The sequence below is a fragment of the Aurantimonas sp. HBX-1 genome, from assembly GCF_021391535.1.
GTDB lineage: Bacteria > Pseudomonadota > Alphaproteobacteria > Rhizobiales > Rhizobiaceae > Aurantimonas.
The window spans coordinates 3,075,300-3,090,906 of sequence record NZ_CP090066.1 but is presented as its reverse complement, the minus strand read 5'-3'; the positions used below and the strand labels follow the sequence as shown (position 1 = coordinate 3,090,906).

Genomic DNA, 15,607 nt, shown 5'->3' with positions numbered 1-15,607 from the left:
GGCGCGCTTAGCCGGCTTCCACCGCCCGGCTCGGCACGTCGCCGGCGGCATGGTCGGCCGCCTGCGCCGCCTCGGCGAAGACGCGGCCGACGCCGATGAGGATCGGCCGCTCGTAGCCGATCTCTCCGACGAGGGCGGCGAGGCCGGCCAGCGTGCCGGCGCCGCGGGTCTCGTCGTCGCGGCTGAGATTGGCGGCGACGGCGACCGGCGTCTGCGGCGACAGGCCGTGGGCGATCAGCTCCTCGGCTATGCGCCCGGCCATGCGGCCGCCCATGTAGAACACGGTGGTGACGTGGTCGTCGGCCAGCGCCCCCCAGTCGAGATCGTCCGGCAGGCCGCCCTTGCGGGAATGGCCGGTGACGAAGCGCAGCTGCTGCGCCCGGTCGCGATGCGTCAGCGACACGCCGAAGCTCGCCGCCAGCGCCGAGGCGGCGGTGATGCCTGGCACGATGGCGACGGGGATGTTCTCTTCCGCCAGCGCGGCGATTTCCTCGCCGGCCCGGCCGAACACCGAGACGTCGCCGGATTTCAGCCGCACGACGTGCTTGCCGGCCTTGGCGAAGGCTACCATCATCCGGTTGATGTCCTCCTGCCGGCAGCTGTCGCGGGCGGCGCGCTTGCCGACCAGGAAGCGGCGCGCCTCGCGGCGGGCGAGCTCCAGCACGGCGTCGGAGATCAGGTCGTCGAACAGGATGACGTCGGCCGACTGCAGGGCGCGCACGGCCTTCAGCGTCAGCAGTTCCGCCTCGCCGGGACCCGCCCCGACCAGCGTGACCCGTCCGGTTCCCGTGCCGGAGGCCGGGCCCCGCGCCAGTTCCTCGATCAGCCGCTCGGCCGTCGCCTGGTCGATCGGGCCCGGATCGCGCGGCGTGAAGGCCGCGTCGGTGAAGCGCTCCCAGAAGGCGCGGCGCAGCGGACCGGGCGCCAGCTTCTCCATCGCCGCCCCGCGCAGCCGCACCGCCAGATCCGCCCAGCCGGCGAGGGCCGGGGGCAGCAGCGTCTCGATGCGGCGGCGGATGGCCTGGCCGAGGATCGGCGCGGCGCCGTCGGTGGAGATGCCGACGACAACCGGCGAGCGGTTGACGATCGAGCCGAAATTGAAGTCGCAGAAGGCCGGCTTGTCGACGACGTTGACCGGTACCCCCGCCGCCCGTGCGGCGCAGGCGAAAGCCTGGCCCTCGGCGGGGCTCTCGGTGTCGGCGACGGCCAGCGCGGCATGCTCGAAGATATCCGTTGACCATGGCCGGTCGTGATGCGCGATCGTCCCGACCGGGGCGTCCGGTCCGACGGCCGGCGTTGCCAGCAACTCGGCCATCTCCGGGTCGATCTCGTCGGCCGGCACGTAAAGGTCGACGCGGGCGCCCGCGGCGCGCAGGAGCTCCACCTTCCAGGCCGCGCCTGCGCCGCCCCCAACCATGACGACCCGCCGGCCGGTGAGGCCGAAGAACACCGGCAGGCTGGACAGCGGTCCCATCCGCGCCGGGCGCTCCGCTGATGCGGTCTCGCCGCGCGCCGGCGTCTCGACGGGCTGGATATGCGGGCGCTCGGCCATGATCGCGTCCTCGAAGATGCGTGCTCATTCCATGGATAGACCGTGCCCGCGCGACAGGCGAGATCAAATTTTGCGCAGTTGCAGCATGCCGGAGATCATCCTTCAGGCAGCCGCCCGCGCCGGGAAAGAATCCGCCCTGCTTCGCCCCGCCCTCGCGAACGCGCCGTCACCCGGATCCCGATCAGCCTCCAGCCGCGACCCGCATCCATTCGTAGCCATAGGCGCCGAGGCGGATGCGGCAGCCGCCGTCGGTTCGGTCGATATCGATGCCCGACTGCAGCAGCGGTCGGACCGGTGCGCCGGCAAGCGCCTCGCCGCAGTCGATGGTCACCGGCTCCTCGCCGAGATTGTGCAGCGTCAGGACCCGGCCGCCCTGCCATTCGGCGAGCAGCGCGATCACGCTGGTCTCGCCGAGGTCGATCACCCGGCAACTGCCCCAGCCGATCTCCGGCGCGCTGCGCCGGGCGCGGATCAGCCGCTGGGTCACCGAGAACAGCGACTGGGGGTCGATCCGCTGGCTCTCCGCATTGATGTGGGCGTAGGCGAACGGCCCCTCGGCGACGGGCAGCCGGACGCAATCCTCCGGCGCCGCCGTCGAGAAGCCGCCATTCGGTTCGCTCGACCACTGCATCGGGGTCCGCACCGCCGTCCGTTCCGGCAAATCGAGATTGTCGCCCATGCCGATCTCGTCGCCGTACCAGATCACCGGCGTGCCGGGCAGCGACAGCATCAGGCTCATCGCCATCGCGATGCGCCGCTCGTCGCCGCCGAGCATCGGCGCCAGCCGGCGGCGGATGCCGCGGTCGTAGATCTGCATCGACTTCTCCGGACCGAAGGCCGCGAACGCCTCCTGGCGCTCCTCGTCCGACAGCCGGCCGAGGTCGATCTCGTCGTGGTTGCGCAGGAAGGTCGCCCATTGCGACGTGGCGGGAATTTCCGGCATCGCGCTGAGGAAGTCGCGCACCGGGGCGCCGTCGCGGCGCGCCAGTGCCAGAAACACGCGCTGGTTGAGCGGGAAATTGAAGATCAGGTTCAGCCGGTCGCCGTCACCGAAATAGTCGCCCGCCTCCTCCATCGGGATGTTGGCTTCGGCGAGCAGGATCGCCTCCGCCCGCCGCCAGTCGAGGAACTGGCGCATCCGGCCGAGATACTCGTAGGGCGACTGGCCCGATCCGGCGTCGGCGAGATCCTCGATCAGGAACGGCACGGCGTCGATCCGGAAGCCGGAAACCCCGAGCGCCAGCCAGAACCCCATGATCCGGTCGATCTCCTCGCGCACTTCCGGGTTGGCGATGTTGAGGTCGGCCTGGTGCTTGTAGAAGCGGTGGAAGTAGTACTCCTGCCGCCTGCGGTCGAAGGTCCAGGTGGATTCCTGCACGCCCGGGAAGATAACGCCCTTGGCGTGGTCTTCCGGCCGCTCCTTCTTCCAGACATACCAGTCCTTGTATTTCGGATGGCCGGCCCGGCTCGCCTGGAACCAGGGATGCTCGATCGAGGAATGGTTGACCACGAGGTCGACGATCACCCTTAGTCCCCGGTCACGCGCGGCATGGGTGAACTCGACGAAGTCGCCGAGCGTGCCGAGGCGGGAATCGACGCCGAAATAGTCCGAGATGTCGTAGCCATTGTCCTGGTTGGGCGAGGGATAGAACGGCAGCAGCCAGATGCAGTCGGCTCCGAGCGCCTCGATATGGTCGAGGCGGTCCGTTAGCCCGCGGAAGTCGCCGACCCCGTCGCCGTCCTGGTCCTGGAAGGCATCGACGTCGACGCAGTAGATGACGGCGTTCTTGTACCAGAGGTTCAGCATCCGGCGCTCCTGGGGGTTTGTCGGCCGGAACGCAGATAGGGCAGCCGCGCCCGACATCCGGCAGAAAACCGAATGCCGACCCGGGAGAGGGGCGGGACGCCACGCCAGGCCGCGTCCTGCCCCTCCGCCCGCTAGGTCGTCAGGTGCCCAGTGCGGCGGCGACGGCCCGGCCGACTTCGGCGATCGCAGCGTTGCGCTCGCCGATCGCCGCTTCGGTCTCGGTGACGTAGACGCTGACGATCACCGGCTCGCGCTTCGGCGGATAGAGGATGGCGACGTCGTTCGCGGTGCCGCGGTCGCCGGTGCCGGTCTTGTCGCCCACATCCCAGTCCTTGGGCACGCCGGCGCGCAGCCTGGCGTCGCCGGTCTTGTTGGCGCGCATCCAGCCGGTGAGCTGCCGCGTCGAGGCCGGCGACAGCCGGCCGCCGAAGGCAAGAGCCGCAAGGCTCGTGGTCATGCCGTCCGGCGTGGTGGTGTCGCGCGGGTCTCCCGGCGTCGCCTCGTTCAAATCGGTCTCGATCCGGTCGAGCCGGGTGGCGGGATCGCCCAGCGAACGGGCGAATGCCGTGACGGCGGCGGGGCCGCCGAGACTGTCGAGGATGATGTTCCCCGCGGTGTTGTCGCTTTCGGTCATCGCGGCCTCGCAGATTTCCGCAAGCGTCATGCCCTTGCCGCCGACCTTCGTCTCGGTGACCGGCGAATAGGTCACGAGGTCGCTTTTGGCGAAGACGATCCGGCGGTCGAGATCCTCCTCGCCGGCGTCCACCCGTGCCAGCACGGCGCCGCAGGCGACGACCTTGAACGTGCTGCACATCGGGAAGCGCTCGTTGCCGCGATGCAGCCATCGGCGGCCGCTGGCGGTGTCGAGCACGGCGACGCCGAGGCGGCCTTGCAGGCCTGCCTCGATGTCGGCGAGGCGCTGCGCGAAGGCCTGCTCGCCGGTCTGCGCGAAGCTTCGGGCCGCGCCGCCCGGCATGAGGCTGGCGGCCATCCCTGCGCCGAGCATGATGGTAAAGCTGCGCCGTGTGAGCCGATGGTTCACGGTTTCCCTCCTGGATCGATCGTCATGGACGTGGATGAATGTCGGTCGTGCGACGGCCGGCACCGATCGGGGCTCGCGCATGCGAGCCCTCGCGGAATTGATGCCTGTCGGACCTGTGTGCCGCTTGCCCGACCGACGAAGACGAGACTATCTGCCGCCTTCCGAGGCGACAAACCACGATATTTGCCGTCTGCCATGAATTGAATTGGGGCTCGAATGGTCCGGCCGTATCTGCCGCTGAACGCGCTGCGGGCTTTCGAGGCCTCGGCCCGGCACCTCAGCTTCACCCGCGCGGCGATCGAGCTGCATGTCACCCAGGCGGCCGTCAGCCACCAGGTGAAGGGGCTCGAGACCCGGCTCAACGTCGTCCTGTTCAAGCGCCTGCCGCGCGGCCTGATGATCACCGCCGAGGGCGAGGCGCTGCTGCCGGTGCTGCGCGACTCCTTCGACCGCATGGCCGACATGCTGGAGCGTTTCGAGAACGGCCATGTGCGCGAGGTCGTGATGGTCGGCGCGGTCGGGACCTTCGCGGTCGGCTGGCTGCTGCCGCGCCTGCCGGCCTTCCGCGAGAAATACCCGCATGTCGACCTGCGGCTTTCGACCAACAACAACCGCGTGGATCTCGCCGCCGAGGGGCTCGACTATGCCATCCGCTTCGGCCGCGGCGCCTGGCAGGGCATCGATGCCGTGCCGCTGTTCGAGGCGCCGCTGTCGGTGCTTTGCGTGCCGGCGATCGCCGACGAACTGCGCCGCCCCGCCGACCTCACCAACCAGACGCTGCTGCGCTCCTACCGCAGCGACGAATGGACCAGCTGGTTCGCCGCGGCCGGTATCGCCGAGCCGTCCTCGCTGCTGCGCGGGATCGTCTTCGATTCATCGCTGGCGATGATGGAGGCGGCGCTGCAGGGCGCGGGCGTCGCGCTGGCGCCGCCGATGATGTTCGCCCGGCATCTGGCGATGGGTGCCGTCCGGCAGCCGTTCGAGATCTACACCTCGATGGGCAGCTACTGGCTGACGCGGGTGCAGTCGCGCAGCCCGACGCCGGCCATGGAGGCCTTTGCCGAGTGGATCGGCACCGTCGCCTGAACGGCCTGCCGCCCAGGCGGATCAGAGGAAGGGCAGGCCGACATAGTTCTCCGCCAGCGCCGTCTGCGCCGCACGCGACCCGGCGAGATAGTCGAACTCCGCCTCCTGGATCCTCTGGCCGAAGCCGCCGTCGTCCTCGAAGCGGTGCATCATCGAGGTGAACCACCAGGAGAAGCGCTCCGCCTTCCAGACCCGGGCGAGCGCGGTGGCGGAATAGGCGTCGAGCAGCCGGTCCTCGTGTTCCTTGAAATGCGCGATCAGCGCCTGGCTGAGGAAGTGGATGTCGGAGACCGCGAGGTTGAGCCCCTTGGCGCCGGTCGGCGGCACGATATGGGCGGCATCGCCGGCGAGGAACAGCCGGCCATGCCGCATCGGCTCGGCGACGAAGGAGCGGAGCGGCGCGATCGACTTCTCGATCGACGGCCCACGCTGCAATTGCGCCGCGACGCGCTCCGGCAGGCGGGTCTGCAGTTCGTCGTAGAAGCGCTCGTCCGACCAGTCCTCGACCCTGTCATCGGCCTGACACTGCACATAGTAGCGCGACAGGATGGGGCTGCGCAGGGAGCAGAGGGCAAAGCCGCGGCTGTGATGCGCGTAGATCAGCTCGTCCTGGACCGGCGGCATGCGGGTCAGCACGCCCAGCCAGCCGAACGGATAGACCCGCTCGAAGGTCCGGATGCTGTCGGCCGGGATGGCCTGCCGGCAGGCGCCGTGAAACCCGTCGCAGCCGGCGACGAAGTCGCATTCGAGCCGGCGTTCGCCGTCCGCGGTCCGGAAGGTGACGAAGGGTGTCTCGGTGGTGAGAGCCTGCGGCTGCACTTCCTCGGCCTCGTGGACGATCGGCACACCGGCGGCGTCCAGCGCGTCGTAGAGGTCGTGGGTGACCTCGGTCTGGCCATAGACCGTGACGGTCTTGCCGCCGGACAGCTCGCGCAGGTCGATGTGCAGCATCTCGCCGCGCCAGGCGATGTCGAACCCGTCATGGACCAGCCCCTCGCGATCCATGCGGGCGCCGACGCCGGCGAGACGCAGCAGATCGACGGTGCCCTGCTCGAGCACGCCGGCACGGATCCGCGACAGCACGTGGTCGCGGCTCTTGCGCTCCAGCACGACGCAGTCGATGCCGGCGCGGTAGAGGATCAGCGCCAGCAGGAGGCCGGCGGGCCCGCCCCCGACGATGGCGACGCGGGTGCGGCGGGGGATGCGACCGGGTGCCGGTGCTTCGCGCACGGCGGCGCCCGGTCCGCTCGCCAGCGTATCGAGGCTCACGCAGCGCCCCGCCGATGTGCCGCGGCGGTGCGGGCGTTGAGGTCGCGCAGCGTCGTCAGCTCTAGTGCGGTGGGCGGCGCGGTCTCCTCCACCCCCTCCGCGTAGACGACGTCCCAGCCGCAGCTGACCTCGATCGCCTCGCGTGTCGCGCCGGGATGGATGGAGGCCACCTCGAACGCCTTCGTCTGCGGGTGCGGTCGCCACACGGCGAGGTCGGTGACCAGCAGCGTCGGCCCCTTGGTGGTGATGCCGAGGTCTTGGCGGTCGGTGCCGCCTTTGCCGTGGCCGAAGGAGGTGAAGAAGTCGATCTCCTTCACCATGCCGCGCTTCGACTGCTTCATGGTGATGAATACCTCGCCGCAGGAGGAGGCGATCTCGGGCGCCCCGCCGCCGCCCGGCAGCCGTGTCTTCGGATGGGCGTAGTCGCCGATGACGGTCGTGTTGATGTTGCCGAACGGGTCGAGCTGCGCGGCGCCGAGGAAGCCGACGGTGACCCGCCCGCCCTGCAGCCAGTAGCGGAACATCTCCGGCACGGCGACGGTGGTCAGCGCCGTCTCGCAGAGCTCGCCGTCGCCGATTGACAGGGGCAGGATGATCGGCGCCGTGCCGATCGTGCCGGATTCGTAGATCAGCGTGATGTCCGGTGCGTGGGTCAGCCGCGCGACGTTGCAGGCGGCCGACGGCGCGCCGATGCCGACGAAGCAGACGTCGTCGTTGGAGAGTGCCCGCGCTGCGGCGATGGTCATCATCTCGTCGGGGGTGAAATCGGCCATCACATCGCTCCCCTCAAGTCCGCGACGCGCTCGGCGAAGATCTCCGGCCCGCAGGCGATGACATGCGTGTCGATCCAGGCGCGGAACCGGTCGAGGTCGGCGGCGATCTCGTCCCAGTCGAGATAGGCGGCGTTGTCGCGGCCGTAGTAGCCGCGGGCATAGGACGGGTGCGCCCCGCCCGGCACGGCCACCACCGACGTCACGGTCCAGTGCGGCAGGATGGTCAGGTTGGGATGCAGCCCGCCAAAATCGTCCACGATCTCCTCGACGGTCACGACCGAGCGCTTCGCCGCCAGCACCGCCTCCTTCTGGACGCCGAGGATGCCCTCGATCAGCACGTTGCCCTTCCGGTCCGCCTTCTGGGCATGGATGAAGGCGACGTCCGGCCGGATCGCCGGCACCGCGGCGAGTTCCTCGCCGGTGAACGGGCAGGTGACCGAGCGGATGTTCGGGTTCACCTCCTTCAGGCCGGCTCCCTTGTAGCCGCGGAAGACCGCCACCGGCAGGCCGGCCGCGCCCGCCTCGTAGGCGTTCGCCATCGCCGCATGGGAATGTTCCTCGATCGCCAGCGGCCGCGGAACGCCGTTCTCCACCGCGTCGCGCAGCCGCCGCAGCAGGCCGACGCCCGGATTGCCGGCATAGGAGAACACCAGTCTGGCGACGAGGCCGCAGCCGATCAACTGGTCGTAGATGAGGTCCGGCGTCATGCGGATCAGCGTCAGGTCGCCGATCCCCTGCCGGATCACCTCGTGGGCGGCGGCGTGCGGGATGAGATGGGTGAAGCCCTCGAAGGCGGCGCTGTCGCCGGCCGACAGATTGTCGGCGACGGCGGCTTCGAGGGTCTGGAACTTTGCCATGGGTCTCGCTGGTTCGTTGAAGCCGTCAGATGTCGAAGAAGATCGTCTCGTTTTCGCCCTGCAGGACGATGTCGAGCCGGTAGGTGGCGACGCCGTCCTCCTCGCTGCGCGGTGCGACGAGCGTTGCGACGCGCGAGCGATGCTCGATCCGCGACAATAGCGGATCGGCCTCGTTGGCGGCCGCCTCGTCGCCGAAATACATCCGCGTGTGCAGGCCGAGATTGATGCCGCGCGCGACGATCCAGAAACTGACATGCGGTGCCTGCGGCCGGCCGTCCTTGAACGGCACGCTGCCGGGCTTGATCGTCTCGAACACGAACTCGCCCGTCGTCATGTCGCCCGGCGATCTGCCGAACCCGGTGAAATGCGGGTCGGCCGTGCCGCGCTTTTCCTGCGGCGAGGGGTAGAGCCCTGCGGCGTCGGCCTGCCAGATCTCGACCATCGCGTCCTTCAGCGCCGTGCCGACGCCGTCGAACACCCGCCCGACGATGCGGATCCGCTCGCCCTGGGTCTCGGCATCGACCATGCTTGCGCCGAGATCGGCCGGAAACACCCCCTCGATGCCGCAGTAATTCGGCGTGCAGCCGATATGGACGTAGGGGCCGGCGGTCTGCGAGGCGGTCTCCTTCAGGTGGTCCAGCGACTGCACCATCAATTGCCCTCCAGCCGGTTCTCGAAGAGGGTCGAGCGGCGCCCGCGCAGCACGATGTCGAACTTGTAGGCCCGCGCGTCCATCGGCACGCTGTTGGCCATGTCGAGCGGCGCGATCAACTGCTCGATCGCCGCCCGGTCGGGGATCGTCCGCACGATCGGGCACCGCCAGATCAGGGGATCACCCTCGAAATACATCTGGGTGATCAGCCGCTGCGCGAAGCCGAGGCCGAAGACGGAGAAATGGATATGCGCCGGCCGCCAGTCGTTCGGCCCGTTCGGCCAGGGATAGGCGCCCGGCTTGACGGTCCGGAACCGGTAGCTGCCGTCGGCACCGGTGAGCGTGCGCCCGCAGCCGCCGAAATTCGGGTCGAGCGGAGCCAGATAGGTCTCCTTGCGGTGGCGGTAGCGCCCGCCGGCATTGGCCTGCCAGAACTCCAGCAGCACCTCCGGCACGGGGCGGCCGTCCTCGTCCAGCACCCGTCCATGGACGATGATCCGCTGGCCGACCGGGTCGCCGCCATGGGCGAAGTTGCGGGTCAGGTCGTTGTCGAGTTCGCCGATCAGCCCGTGGCCGAACACCGGGCCGGTCATCTCGGAGATCGTGTTGTCCAGCGAGATCGGCGCCTTCTGCGGCGAACGCGTCACCGACGTCTTGTAGCCCGGCGAGAAGGCCGGCGGATGCCGGCTCCGGTCGCGCTGGTAGAAGGACCCGTCGCTCAAGCCGCCGCTCCCGAATCGATCTCGGCATAGACCGACTTGGCGATCTTGATCGCGTGGTTGGCCGCCGGAACGCCGGCATAGACCGCGACGTGCAGCAGCGCCTCGAGCACGTCCTCGCGGCTTGCGCCGGTGTTCGCCGTCGCCCGCACATGCATCGCGACCTCGTCATCGTGCCCGAGCGCGGCGAGCAGCGCGATCGTCACGATCGAGCGCTCGCGGCGGGTGAAATGCGGCCGCGACCACACTGCGCCCCAGGCGTTCTCGGTGATGTAGGCCTGGAAATCGGCGTCGAATGCCGTCGCCTGCGCCGCGGCGCGGTCAACATGCGCGTCGCCCAGCACCGCGCGGCGCGTCGCCATGCCGAGGGCCAGCCGGTCCCGGGTTCCGCTTTCGACGTCCATGTCACCTCCCTGACGGCCGTACCCAGCCGACTATTGGCTCTCACAAAAGTCATGTAAAATGAAAAATCCGGCAGAATGGATAACCGTGCAGTCATGGAGTTCGACCGCCACATCAAGCTGCGGCACCTGCGCACCTTCACCGAGGTGGCGCGGCTCGGCAGCGTCGGCAAGGCGGGCGACAGCCTGCACGTCTCGCAGCCGGCGGTCTCCAAGACGCTGGCGGAACTCGAGACGGCGCTGGGGGCGAAGCTTCTCGCCCGCGGCCGCGGCGGCGTGCAGCTGACCCCCGTCGGCCGGATGTTCCACGCCTATGCCACCGCCAGCCTCGCGGCGCTCAGGCAGGGCATCGAAGGGGTGAGCGAGACGCTGGCGGCCAGCGACCTGCGACTGGCGATCGGCGCCTTGCCCAGCGTCGCGGCGCGGATCGTCCCGGATGCGGTGATCGAGATGCAGCGCGTCGCGCCGGAGGCCGGGCTGACCATCGTCTCCGGGCCGACCGGGTATCTGATGGCGGAACTGGCGTCCGGCAGCCTCGACCTCGTCATCGGCCGGCTCGGCGACCCGCGCTCGATGGCAGGGTTCAGCTTCGCGCAGCTCTATTCCGAGCGGATCAGCCTGGTCGTCCGGCCGGGCCACCCGCTCATCGGCTGCGCGGAGCCCGCCGAGATCGCGCGCTACCCGCTCCTGTTTCCCGACGGGGAGGCGGCGATCCGCACCATCGCCGAACAGTTCTTCATCGCCCACGGCCTGCCGCGCCGCCGCGACCGGATCGAGACCGTCGCCGAATCCTTCGGCCGGGCCTATGTCCGCAAGACCGACGCCGTCTGGGTGATCTCATCGGGCGTGGTGGCGCTCGACGTCGCCGAGGGCATGCTGGCGGAACTGCCGCTCGCAATGGCCGATACGCTCGGCCCGGTGGGCCTGACCATGCGCGGCGAGGGCGACCCGTCGCCGGCGCTGCGGCTCTTCATCGAAGCGGTCAGGACGACCGTGGGGCGGCTCGGACTCGCGCGCTGAGCGCGTTGCGTCGGGGAGCCACCTGCGACAGCCATTAACGCTCGATTAACCATGAACTGAAAGATTTGCGCGAGGGAGAATCCCATGCGCGCGGCCCTTGTTCTTCTTGGTCTCCTCACCGGCCTCGCCGGCTGTGCGGTCGGCCCGTCGCGCTGCTACGTGACGCTGGACAGGGTCGGCGCACCAACCGCCGAAGCCTGTGAAACCGGCCCTAATCTCGTGGTCCGTCCGATCACGGAGACCAACGCAGCCTATTACGTCCCGCCCTATGTCATCGGCGCGCTGGCCTATGAAGGCTTCCTGGTGTCCGCGGAAGGCGACGCGGGGGACGTTGCCGATGACACGCTCTTCGCGACCCTCCCGGGCGCCAATGGAACCGGCGACCATGGCGAACATCCGGCGGCGGTCGGCACAGATTTGATCGGTGCTGATCTAGCCCTGGCGCTCGCGGCAGACGATGGCGGCAAGCTGCCAGCGCTCGAGGATTTCTGGGAGGTGCCCATGCTGCTCGAGGCGCGGCTCGATGCAGTCGACGGGGATGCGCCGCCGCAGCGGCTGGACGGCCCGCCGACGATCGACGGGGCCGTCTACTATCGCCGACCGAGGGGCGACTATCCGGTGTTCCCTCTCTCTGTCGACCTTATTCGATGAGCAGAGGCACGCCGTTGATCATGACGGGCCCCGGCGCGAGTGTCTGGATGACCTGGGCGTCTGCCGTCGCGGAACTCTGGACGACGATGGACGCGCCCTGGAGATCGAACTCGTAGGTCTCGCCGTTGCAACTGACCGGCGTGCCGAAAACGCCCTCGGCAAACGCCTCGATGTCGATGGTCCGGCACGTTGCCAGTTCCGAAACCTGAAAGTCTGCTTGCGCGCTGCTGGCCCACAAGGCGTTGAGAGTGTAGCCCGCTTCGGTCTCGACGAACTCGAAGGCCGCTTCGTAGTTCGCCCGCTCGGTCGGGGCGGTCTCGACCTCGACGGGGTCGCCAAAAGGAATGGCGATGACGGAGGCGAGGACGAGCAGGTCTGCCATCATGTCGGTCACTCCGGTTTTGCGATCGGATAGCAAGGGGGAAGGTTATTCAACCGTTCCCCCTTTGCTGTGATCCTTAGCAGGAACCTTGCGGAACCAGGGTGTAGTGATCCTTTTCGACCAGCTTCTTGGTCTGGATATACACCGAAGGATTGCGACGCTTGCTGACGATCGCGCCGTCCGCGATATCGCCGACCCAAGTCTTGCTTTCGCCCGTAACCAGCTTGCCGCGTGTATTGTACTGGTAGAGCGAGGGGATGTACTCCACCAGGTAGCACTTTGATCCCCGCTCGTCGACATCCTTCTTGAACGTCCGCGCCTGCGCGTCCGCAGAAAGGGTGATGGCGGCTGCGACCGCGGCGACTGTAATGATCACTCTGCGCATGGAAATAACGCCTCCGTTTGTTTGATGTTGCGCAGGGGAAGCATGCGAGGACGCTCTCGGAATATCAAGTACATAATGGTGCCCTTAGGGCAGAAAAGTGTTCCTATATCGTAAATGTGCCAAGTTGAGACAGGGAATGTCATGTAAGACGACAGTTTATGCTTCGTTCTGACGCAACGGGAACCGTGTGCGAGATCGACGCGTGCGAGGGCTGGGCGCCGAACCCTCGACGCGGCTCTCTTGATGCCCCCGCAGTACCGCGCGCGCAGTCTGACGGCGGCTAGCCGCCGCGCCCCAGGCGACGCCGGGAGGGGGTCGTACGAGCTGATTTTCGCGACCGGGACGCCCGATGCTGGGTTCCGAACGGCCGCCGCGCCGTCAGTCCTCGACGAGGATGGTGCCGGCGACCTCGATCCCGAAGCCGGTGAGGCCGACATAGGCCCGCTCGTGCGTCGCCAGCACCGAGATCGAGCGGACGTCGAGGTCCCGCAGTATCTGCGCGCCGATGCCGATCTCGCGCCAGCGCTGCTGGCGCTTCAGCGCGCTGCCGTGCTGCTCGCCGTCCACCGGCTCCGGCGTGGCCTGCACGTTGACCTGGTCGACGTTCGGTGTGCGCAGCAGCATCAGCACGCCATGGCCGTGCTGCTTGAGCTTCTCGACCGCGATCTCGACCCAGGTTCGGGTGCCGCTGGTTCGGCCGAACAGGTCGAGCACCGGCTGCTCGCGGTGGATCCGGGTCGGCACCTTCTCGCGGGCCCGGACGTCGCCGAAGACCGCGACCACGTGCTGCATGTCGTCGAAGGGCGTCTCGTAGATGCGCAGCACGCCGGAGAGTCCGTCGATGGAAAGGGGCTCTTCCTTGACGCAGGTGACGAAGGATTCGCGCCGCACGCGATAGGAGATCAGGTCCTCGATGGAGATGATCTTCAGCCCGTGCTCGCGGGCGAACGGAATGAGCTCCGGCAGGCGCTTCACCGTGCCGTCGTCGTTGACGACCTCCGCGAGCACCCCGGCCGGCGCCAGCCCGGCGAGCTTGGCGAGATCGGTGCCGGCCTCGGTGTGGCCGGAGCGGGTGAGCACGCCGCCGTCGCGCGCGATCAGCGGGAAGATGTGGCCGGGCCGCAGGAAGTCGCTGCCGGAGCAGTTGTCGTTGGTGAGCGCCCGCGCCGTGTTGGCGCGTTCCTCCGCCGAGATGCCGGTGGTCATCCCTTGCTTGTAGTCGACCGAGACGGTGAAGGCGGTGCGCATCGGGTCGAGATTGTTGGCGACCATCGGCGGCAGGTTGAGGCGCTCGGCGCGGTCGGCGGTCATCGGCACGCAGATGATGCCGCTGGTGTGGCGGATCATGAACGCCATCTTCTCCGGCGTCGCCTTCGACGCCGCCATGATCAGGTCGCCCTCGTTCTCCCGGTCGGTGTCGTCCACGACGACGACGAGTTCGCCCCGGGCGATCGCCTCGATCGCATCCTCGATCCGGTCGAGCGCCGTATCCTGATCTGTCATCGTTCCTGTCCGTCTTCGCGGGTTCCGCAGTTGAGCGGTATCTACGGGGCGGCGCGGGCCGGAGCAACGGCTGAGCGGCGAACAGGCCGTTCGCTGGCCCTACCGCCGCGGCGAGCCGGGTTCGGCGGGTAGGAGCCGCGGGCCCGGCTTGCTAGGGTCGCGGGTGATCGCCAGCCGAACCTGTCGGCGTGGACCGCGCGGGCTCCCCGCGGCAGAGGAGCATCGCATGACCCTACCGGTCTCAAGCAGCGCCGGGACCATCGCTTTCCGGGATGGGGCATTCGTCGCCGGAACCCGCGACGTGCCGGCCGAGACCGCCGTCGCCATCTCGGTCGGCGGCTCGACCCACGCGGTGATGATGGCGACGCCGTCGCATCTGCGGGAGCTGGCGATCGGGCTGGCGCTGAACGAGCGGATCGTCGAGACCGCTGCCGAGATCGAACGCATCGACATCGTCGCAGGCGAACTCGGCGTCGACTGCCGCCTGTGGCTGTCGGAGGCCCGTGCCGCGGGCTACACGGTCCGCCGGCGCCAGATGACCGGCCCGGTCGGCTGCGGCCTCTGCGGCGCGGAATCGCTGGAGCTCGCAGCGCGGGACCTCCCGACGGTCGTCGCGGAGGGCCGCGCGCTCGATCCGGCGGCGATCGCGGCCGCCGTCGGCGCGATGGCGGAGAGGCAGGAACTCAGCCGCCGGACCCGCGCCGTCCACGCCGCCGCCTTTCACCTGCCGGGGCAGGGGCTGGTCGTCGCCCGCGAGGATGTCGGCCGGCACAACGCGCTGGACAAGGTCGCCGGCCATCTCGCCGAAGCCGGCATCGACCCCGCGGGCGGCTTTCTTACCATCACCAGCCGGGTCTCGGTCGAGCTGATCCAGAAGGCCGCGGTGATGGGCTGCGGGCTGATCGCCGCGGTCTCGGCGCCGACCGCGCTGGCGATCGCGGTCGCCGAGGCCGCCGGCATCACGCTGGTGGCCGTCGTGCGGAAGGCCGAGTTCGAGTTGTTCACGCATCCGCAGCGGGTCGCCGGGGCACCGTCGATGCCGGCGCCGGGCAGCTAGGCGTCGGGCACCGCCGAGGTCGCCGGCGGGGCGGACGGGATCTCGCGGGCATCCTGGCTGGCTGCCTCTTCCTCGTAAAGCCGGCGCCACTCGCCGGCCTCGGCGCTGGCCTGCCGTGCCGTCGCCCGGGCGTCGCGGAGACGGAGCCGCAGCGTCATCGCCGTCAGCGAGACGACGAGGATCACCGCAAAGCAGCCGGCGGCAAAGACCAGCCGCTTCAGGGGATCGGCGACCGGCTCGCTGCCGAACACCGCCGCCACCGCGAGGAACGCCGCCGCGGCGCAGATCAGCAGGCTGCGGGAAAGAAGCAGGGAGAGCAGTACCAGGGTCAGCCCGATGGTCGCGACCACGGGATGAGCCACCGCCGCGGCCAGCAGCTCGGCCCACCAGGCCGAGGCGGTTGCCAGAAGATCGTCGGACGTCATGGCCTGCTCCCTGCCGCCCCGGCGAG

General features: G+C 69.1%; 17 protein-coding genes. 4 read left to right on the top strand and 13 right to left on the bottom strand.

Annotated features, from left to right (window positions below; all coding sequences use genetic code 11):
* Positions 1 to 7: 7 nt before the first annotated feature.
* The 3 genes from cysG to bla all read right to left on the bottom strand — a co-directional run bounded on the left by cysG (position 8) and on the right by bla (position 4,401).
* Positions 8 to 1,474 carry a siroheme synthase CysG gene (gene cysG / locus LXB15_RS14750; protein WP_233953190.1) on the bottom strand — a complete coding sequence of 489 codons (1,467 nt, stop codon included), beginning with the start codon at positions 1,472 to 1,474 and terminating at the stop codon, positions 8 to 10.
* A 259-nt stretch (positions 1,475 to 1,733) separates the two neighbouring features.
* Positions 1,734 to 3,359 (bottom strand): alpha-amylase family protein, encoded by a 1,626-nt coding sequence (locus LXB15_RS14745; protein WP_233949162.1) that lies wholly within the window; start codon positions 3,357 to 3,359, stop codon positions 1,734 to 1,736.
* A gap of 139 nt (positions 3,360 to 3,498) precedes the next feature.
* Complete coding sequence (bla, locus tag LXB15_RS14740) at positions 3,499 to 4,401, bottom strand: class A beta-lactamase (protein ID WP_233949161.1); 903 nt, start codon at positions 4,399 to 4,401, stop codon at positions 3,499 to 3,501.
* A 216-nt stretch (positions 4,402 to 4,617) separates the two neighbouring features.
* Here bla and LXB15_RS14735 point away from each other — a divergent pair, with 216 nt between their 5' ends.
* Entirely contained in the window at positions 4,618 to 5,487 is an 870-nt protein-coding gene (locus tag LXB15_RS14735) for a LysR family transcriptional regulator (protein WP_233949160.1), read from the top strand.
* Between the two features lie 21 nt (positions 5,488 to 5,508).
* On the opposite strand, the gene pobA is transcribed toward LXB15_RS14735, so the two are convergent.
* The 6 genes from pobA to pcaC form a co-directional block, all read right to left on the bottom strand.
* Positions 5,509 to 6,690, bottom strand: coding sequence for a 4-hydroxybenzoate 3-monooxygenase (gene pobA, locus LXB15_RS14730; protein ID WP_233953189.1), 1,182 nt, complete (start codon positions 6,688 to 6,690; stop codon positions 5,509 to 5,511).
* 62 nt (positions 6,691 to 6,752) lie between these two features.
* On the bottom strand, positions 6,753 to 7,529 hold the full coding sequence (locus LXB15_RS14725) for a CoA-transferase subunit beta (protein WP_233949159.1): 777 nt from the start codon (positions 7,527 to 7,529) through the stop codon (positions 6,753 to 6,755).
* A complete protein-coding gene (locus LXB15_RS14720) occupies positions 7,529 to 8,386 on the bottom strand; it encodes a CoA transferase subunit A (protein WP_233949158.1) in 858 nt (285 codons plus the stop codon). Before LXB15_RS14720 ends, LXB15_RS14725 begins: the two co-directional genes overlap by 1 nt.
* A 25-nt stretch (positions 8,387 to 8,411) precedes the next feature.
* Positions 8,412 to 9,038 (bottom strand): protocatechuate 3,4-dioxygenase subunit alpha, encoded by a 627-nt coding sequence (gene pcaG, locus LXB15_RS14715; protein WP_233949157.1) that lies wholly within the window; start codon positions 9,036 to 9,038, stop codon positions 8,412 to 8,414.
* Entirely contained in the window at positions 9,038 to 9,760 is a 723-nt protein-coding gene (gene pcaH, locus LXB15_RS14710; RefSeq protein WP_233949156.1) for a protocatechuate 3,4-dioxygenase subunit beta, read from the bottom strand. The genes pcaG and pcaH overlap by 1 nt, the downstream gene beginning before the upstream one ends.
* Complete coding sequence (gene pcaC / locus LXB15_RS14705; RefSeq protein ID WP_233949155.1) at positions 9,757 to 10,161, bottom strand: 4-carboxymuconolactone decarboxylase; 405 nt, start codon at positions 10,159 to 10,161, stop codon at positions 9,757 to 9,759. Before pcaC ends, pcaH begins: the two co-directional genes overlap by 4 nt.
* 75 nt (positions 10,162 to 10,236) lie before the next feature.
* Here pcaC and pcaQ point away from each other — a divergent pair, with 75 nt between their 5' ends.
* On the top strand, positions 10,237 to 11,178 hold the full coding sequence (pcaQ, locus tag LXB15_RS14700) for a pca operon transcription factor PcaQ (protein WP_233949154.1): 942 nt from the start codon (positions 10,237 to 10,239) through the stop codon (positions 11,176 to 11,178).
* Positions 11,179 to 11,262: 84 nt separating this feature from the next.
* The gene (locus tag LXB15_RS14695; RefSeq protein WP_233949153.1) at positions 11,263 to 11,829 is read left to right on the top strand and encodes a hypothetical protein; all 567 of its coding nucleotides are present in this window, start codon (positions 11,263 to 11,265) and stop codon (positions 11,827 to 11,829) included.
* On the opposite strand, the gene LXB15_RS14690 is transcribed toward LXB15_RS14695, so the two are convergent.
* From LXB15_RS14690 to ribB, 3 genes are all read right to left on the bottom strand, one after another.
* A complete protein-coding gene (locus tag LXB15_RS14690; protein WP_233949152.1) occupies positions 11,819 to 12,223 on the bottom strand; it encodes a hypothetical protein in 405 nt (134 codons plus the stop codon). The genes LXB15_RS14695 and LXB15_RS14690 overlap by 11 nt on opposite strands.
* A 64-nt stretch (positions 12,224 to 12,287) precedes the next feature.
* Positions 12,288 to 12,596 carry a hypothetical protein gene (locus LXB15_RS14685; protein ID WP_233949151.1) on the bottom strand — a complete coding sequence of 103 codons (309 nt, stop codon included), beginning with the start codon at positions 12,594 to 12,596 and terminating at the stop codon, positions 12,288 to 12,290.
* A gap of 378 nt (positions 12,597 to 12,974) precedes the next feature.
* Positions 12,975 to 14,099 (bottom strand): 3,4-dihydroxy-2-butanone-4-phosphate synthase, encoded by a 1,125-nt coding sequence (ribB, locus tag LXB15_RS14680; RefSeq protein ID WP_233949150.1) that lies wholly within the window; start codon positions 14,097 to 14,099, stop codon positions 12,975 to 12,977.
* Positions 14,100 to 14,325: 226 nt separating this feature from the next.
* Between ribB and fdhD the strand changes: the two genes are divergently transcribed.
* On the top strand, positions 14,326 to 15,156 hold the full coding sequence (fdhD, locus tag LXB15_RS14675) for a formate dehydrogenase accessory sulfurtransferase FdhD (RefSeq protein WP_233949149.1): 831 nt from the start codon (positions 14,326 to 14,328) through the stop codon (positions 15,154 to 15,156).
* Here the strand turns inward: fdhD and LXB15_RS14670 are convergent.
* On the bottom strand, positions 15,153 to 15,581 hold the full coding sequence (locus LXB15_RS14670) for a hypothetical protein (RefSeq protein ID WP_233949148.1): 429 nt from the start codon (positions 15,579 to 15,581) through the stop codon (positions 15,153 to 15,155). The two genes, fdhD and LXB15_RS14670, sit on opposite strands and share 4 nt — an antisense overlap.
* Positions 15,582 to 15,607: the final 26 nt, after the last annotated feature.

Excerpts from the sequence above, each read along its gene's own strand:
- cysG (WP_233953190.1), bottom strand. The coding sequence starts at position 1,474 with ATGGGACCGCTGTCCAGCCTGCCGGTGTTCTTCGGCCTCACCGGCCGG.
- LXB15_RS14745 (WP_233949162.1), bottom strand. The coding sequence starts at position 3,359 with ATGCTGAACCTCTGGTACAAGAACGCCGTCATCTACTGCGTCGACGTC.
- LXB15_RS14735 (WP_233949160.1), top strand. The coding sequence starts at position 4,618 with ATGGTCCGGCCGTATCTGCCGCTGAACGCGCTGCGGGCTTTCGAGGCC.
- LXB15_RS14725 (WP_233949159.1), bottom strand. The coding sequence starts at position 7,529 with ATGGCCGATTTCACCCCCGACGAGATGATGACCATCGCCGCAGCGCGG.
- LXB15_RS14720 (WP_233949158.1), bottom strand. The coding sequence starts at position 8,386 with ATGGCAAAGTTCCAGACCCTCGAAGCCGCCGTCGCCGACAATCTGTCG.
- pcaG (WP_233949157.1), bottom strand. The coding sequence starts at position 9,038 with ATGGTGCAGTCGCTGGACCACCTGAAGGAGACCGCCTCGCAGACCGCC.
- pcaC (WP_233949155.1), bottom strand. The coding sequence starts at position 10,161 with ATGGACGTCGAAAGCGGAACCCGGGACCGGCTGGCCCTCGGCATGGCG.
- pcaQ (WP_233949154.1), top strand. The coding sequence starts at position 10,237 with ATGGATAACCGTGCAGTCATGGAGTTCGACCGCCACATCAAGCTGCGG.
- LXB15_RS14695 (WP_233949153.1), top strand. The coding sequence starts at position 11,263 with ATGCGCGCGGCCCTTGTTCTTCTTGGTCTCCTCACCGGCCTCGCCGGC.
- LXB15_RS14685 (WP_233949151.1), bottom strand. The coding sequence starts at position 12,596 with ATGCGCAGAGTGATCATTACAGTCGCCGCGGTCGCAGCCGCCATCACC.
- ribB (WP_233949150.1), bottom strand. The coding sequence starts at position 14,099 with ATGACAGATCAGGATACGGCGCTCGACCGGATCGAGGATGCGATCGAG.
- fdhD (WP_233949149.1), top strand. The coding sequence starts at position 14,326 with ATGACCCTACCGGTCTCAAGCAGCGCCGGGACCATCGCTTTCCGGGAT.
- LXB15_RS14670 (WP_233949148.1), bottom strand. The coding sequence starts at position 15,581 with ATGACGTCCGACGATCTTCTGGCAACCGCCTCGGCCTGGTGGGCCGAG.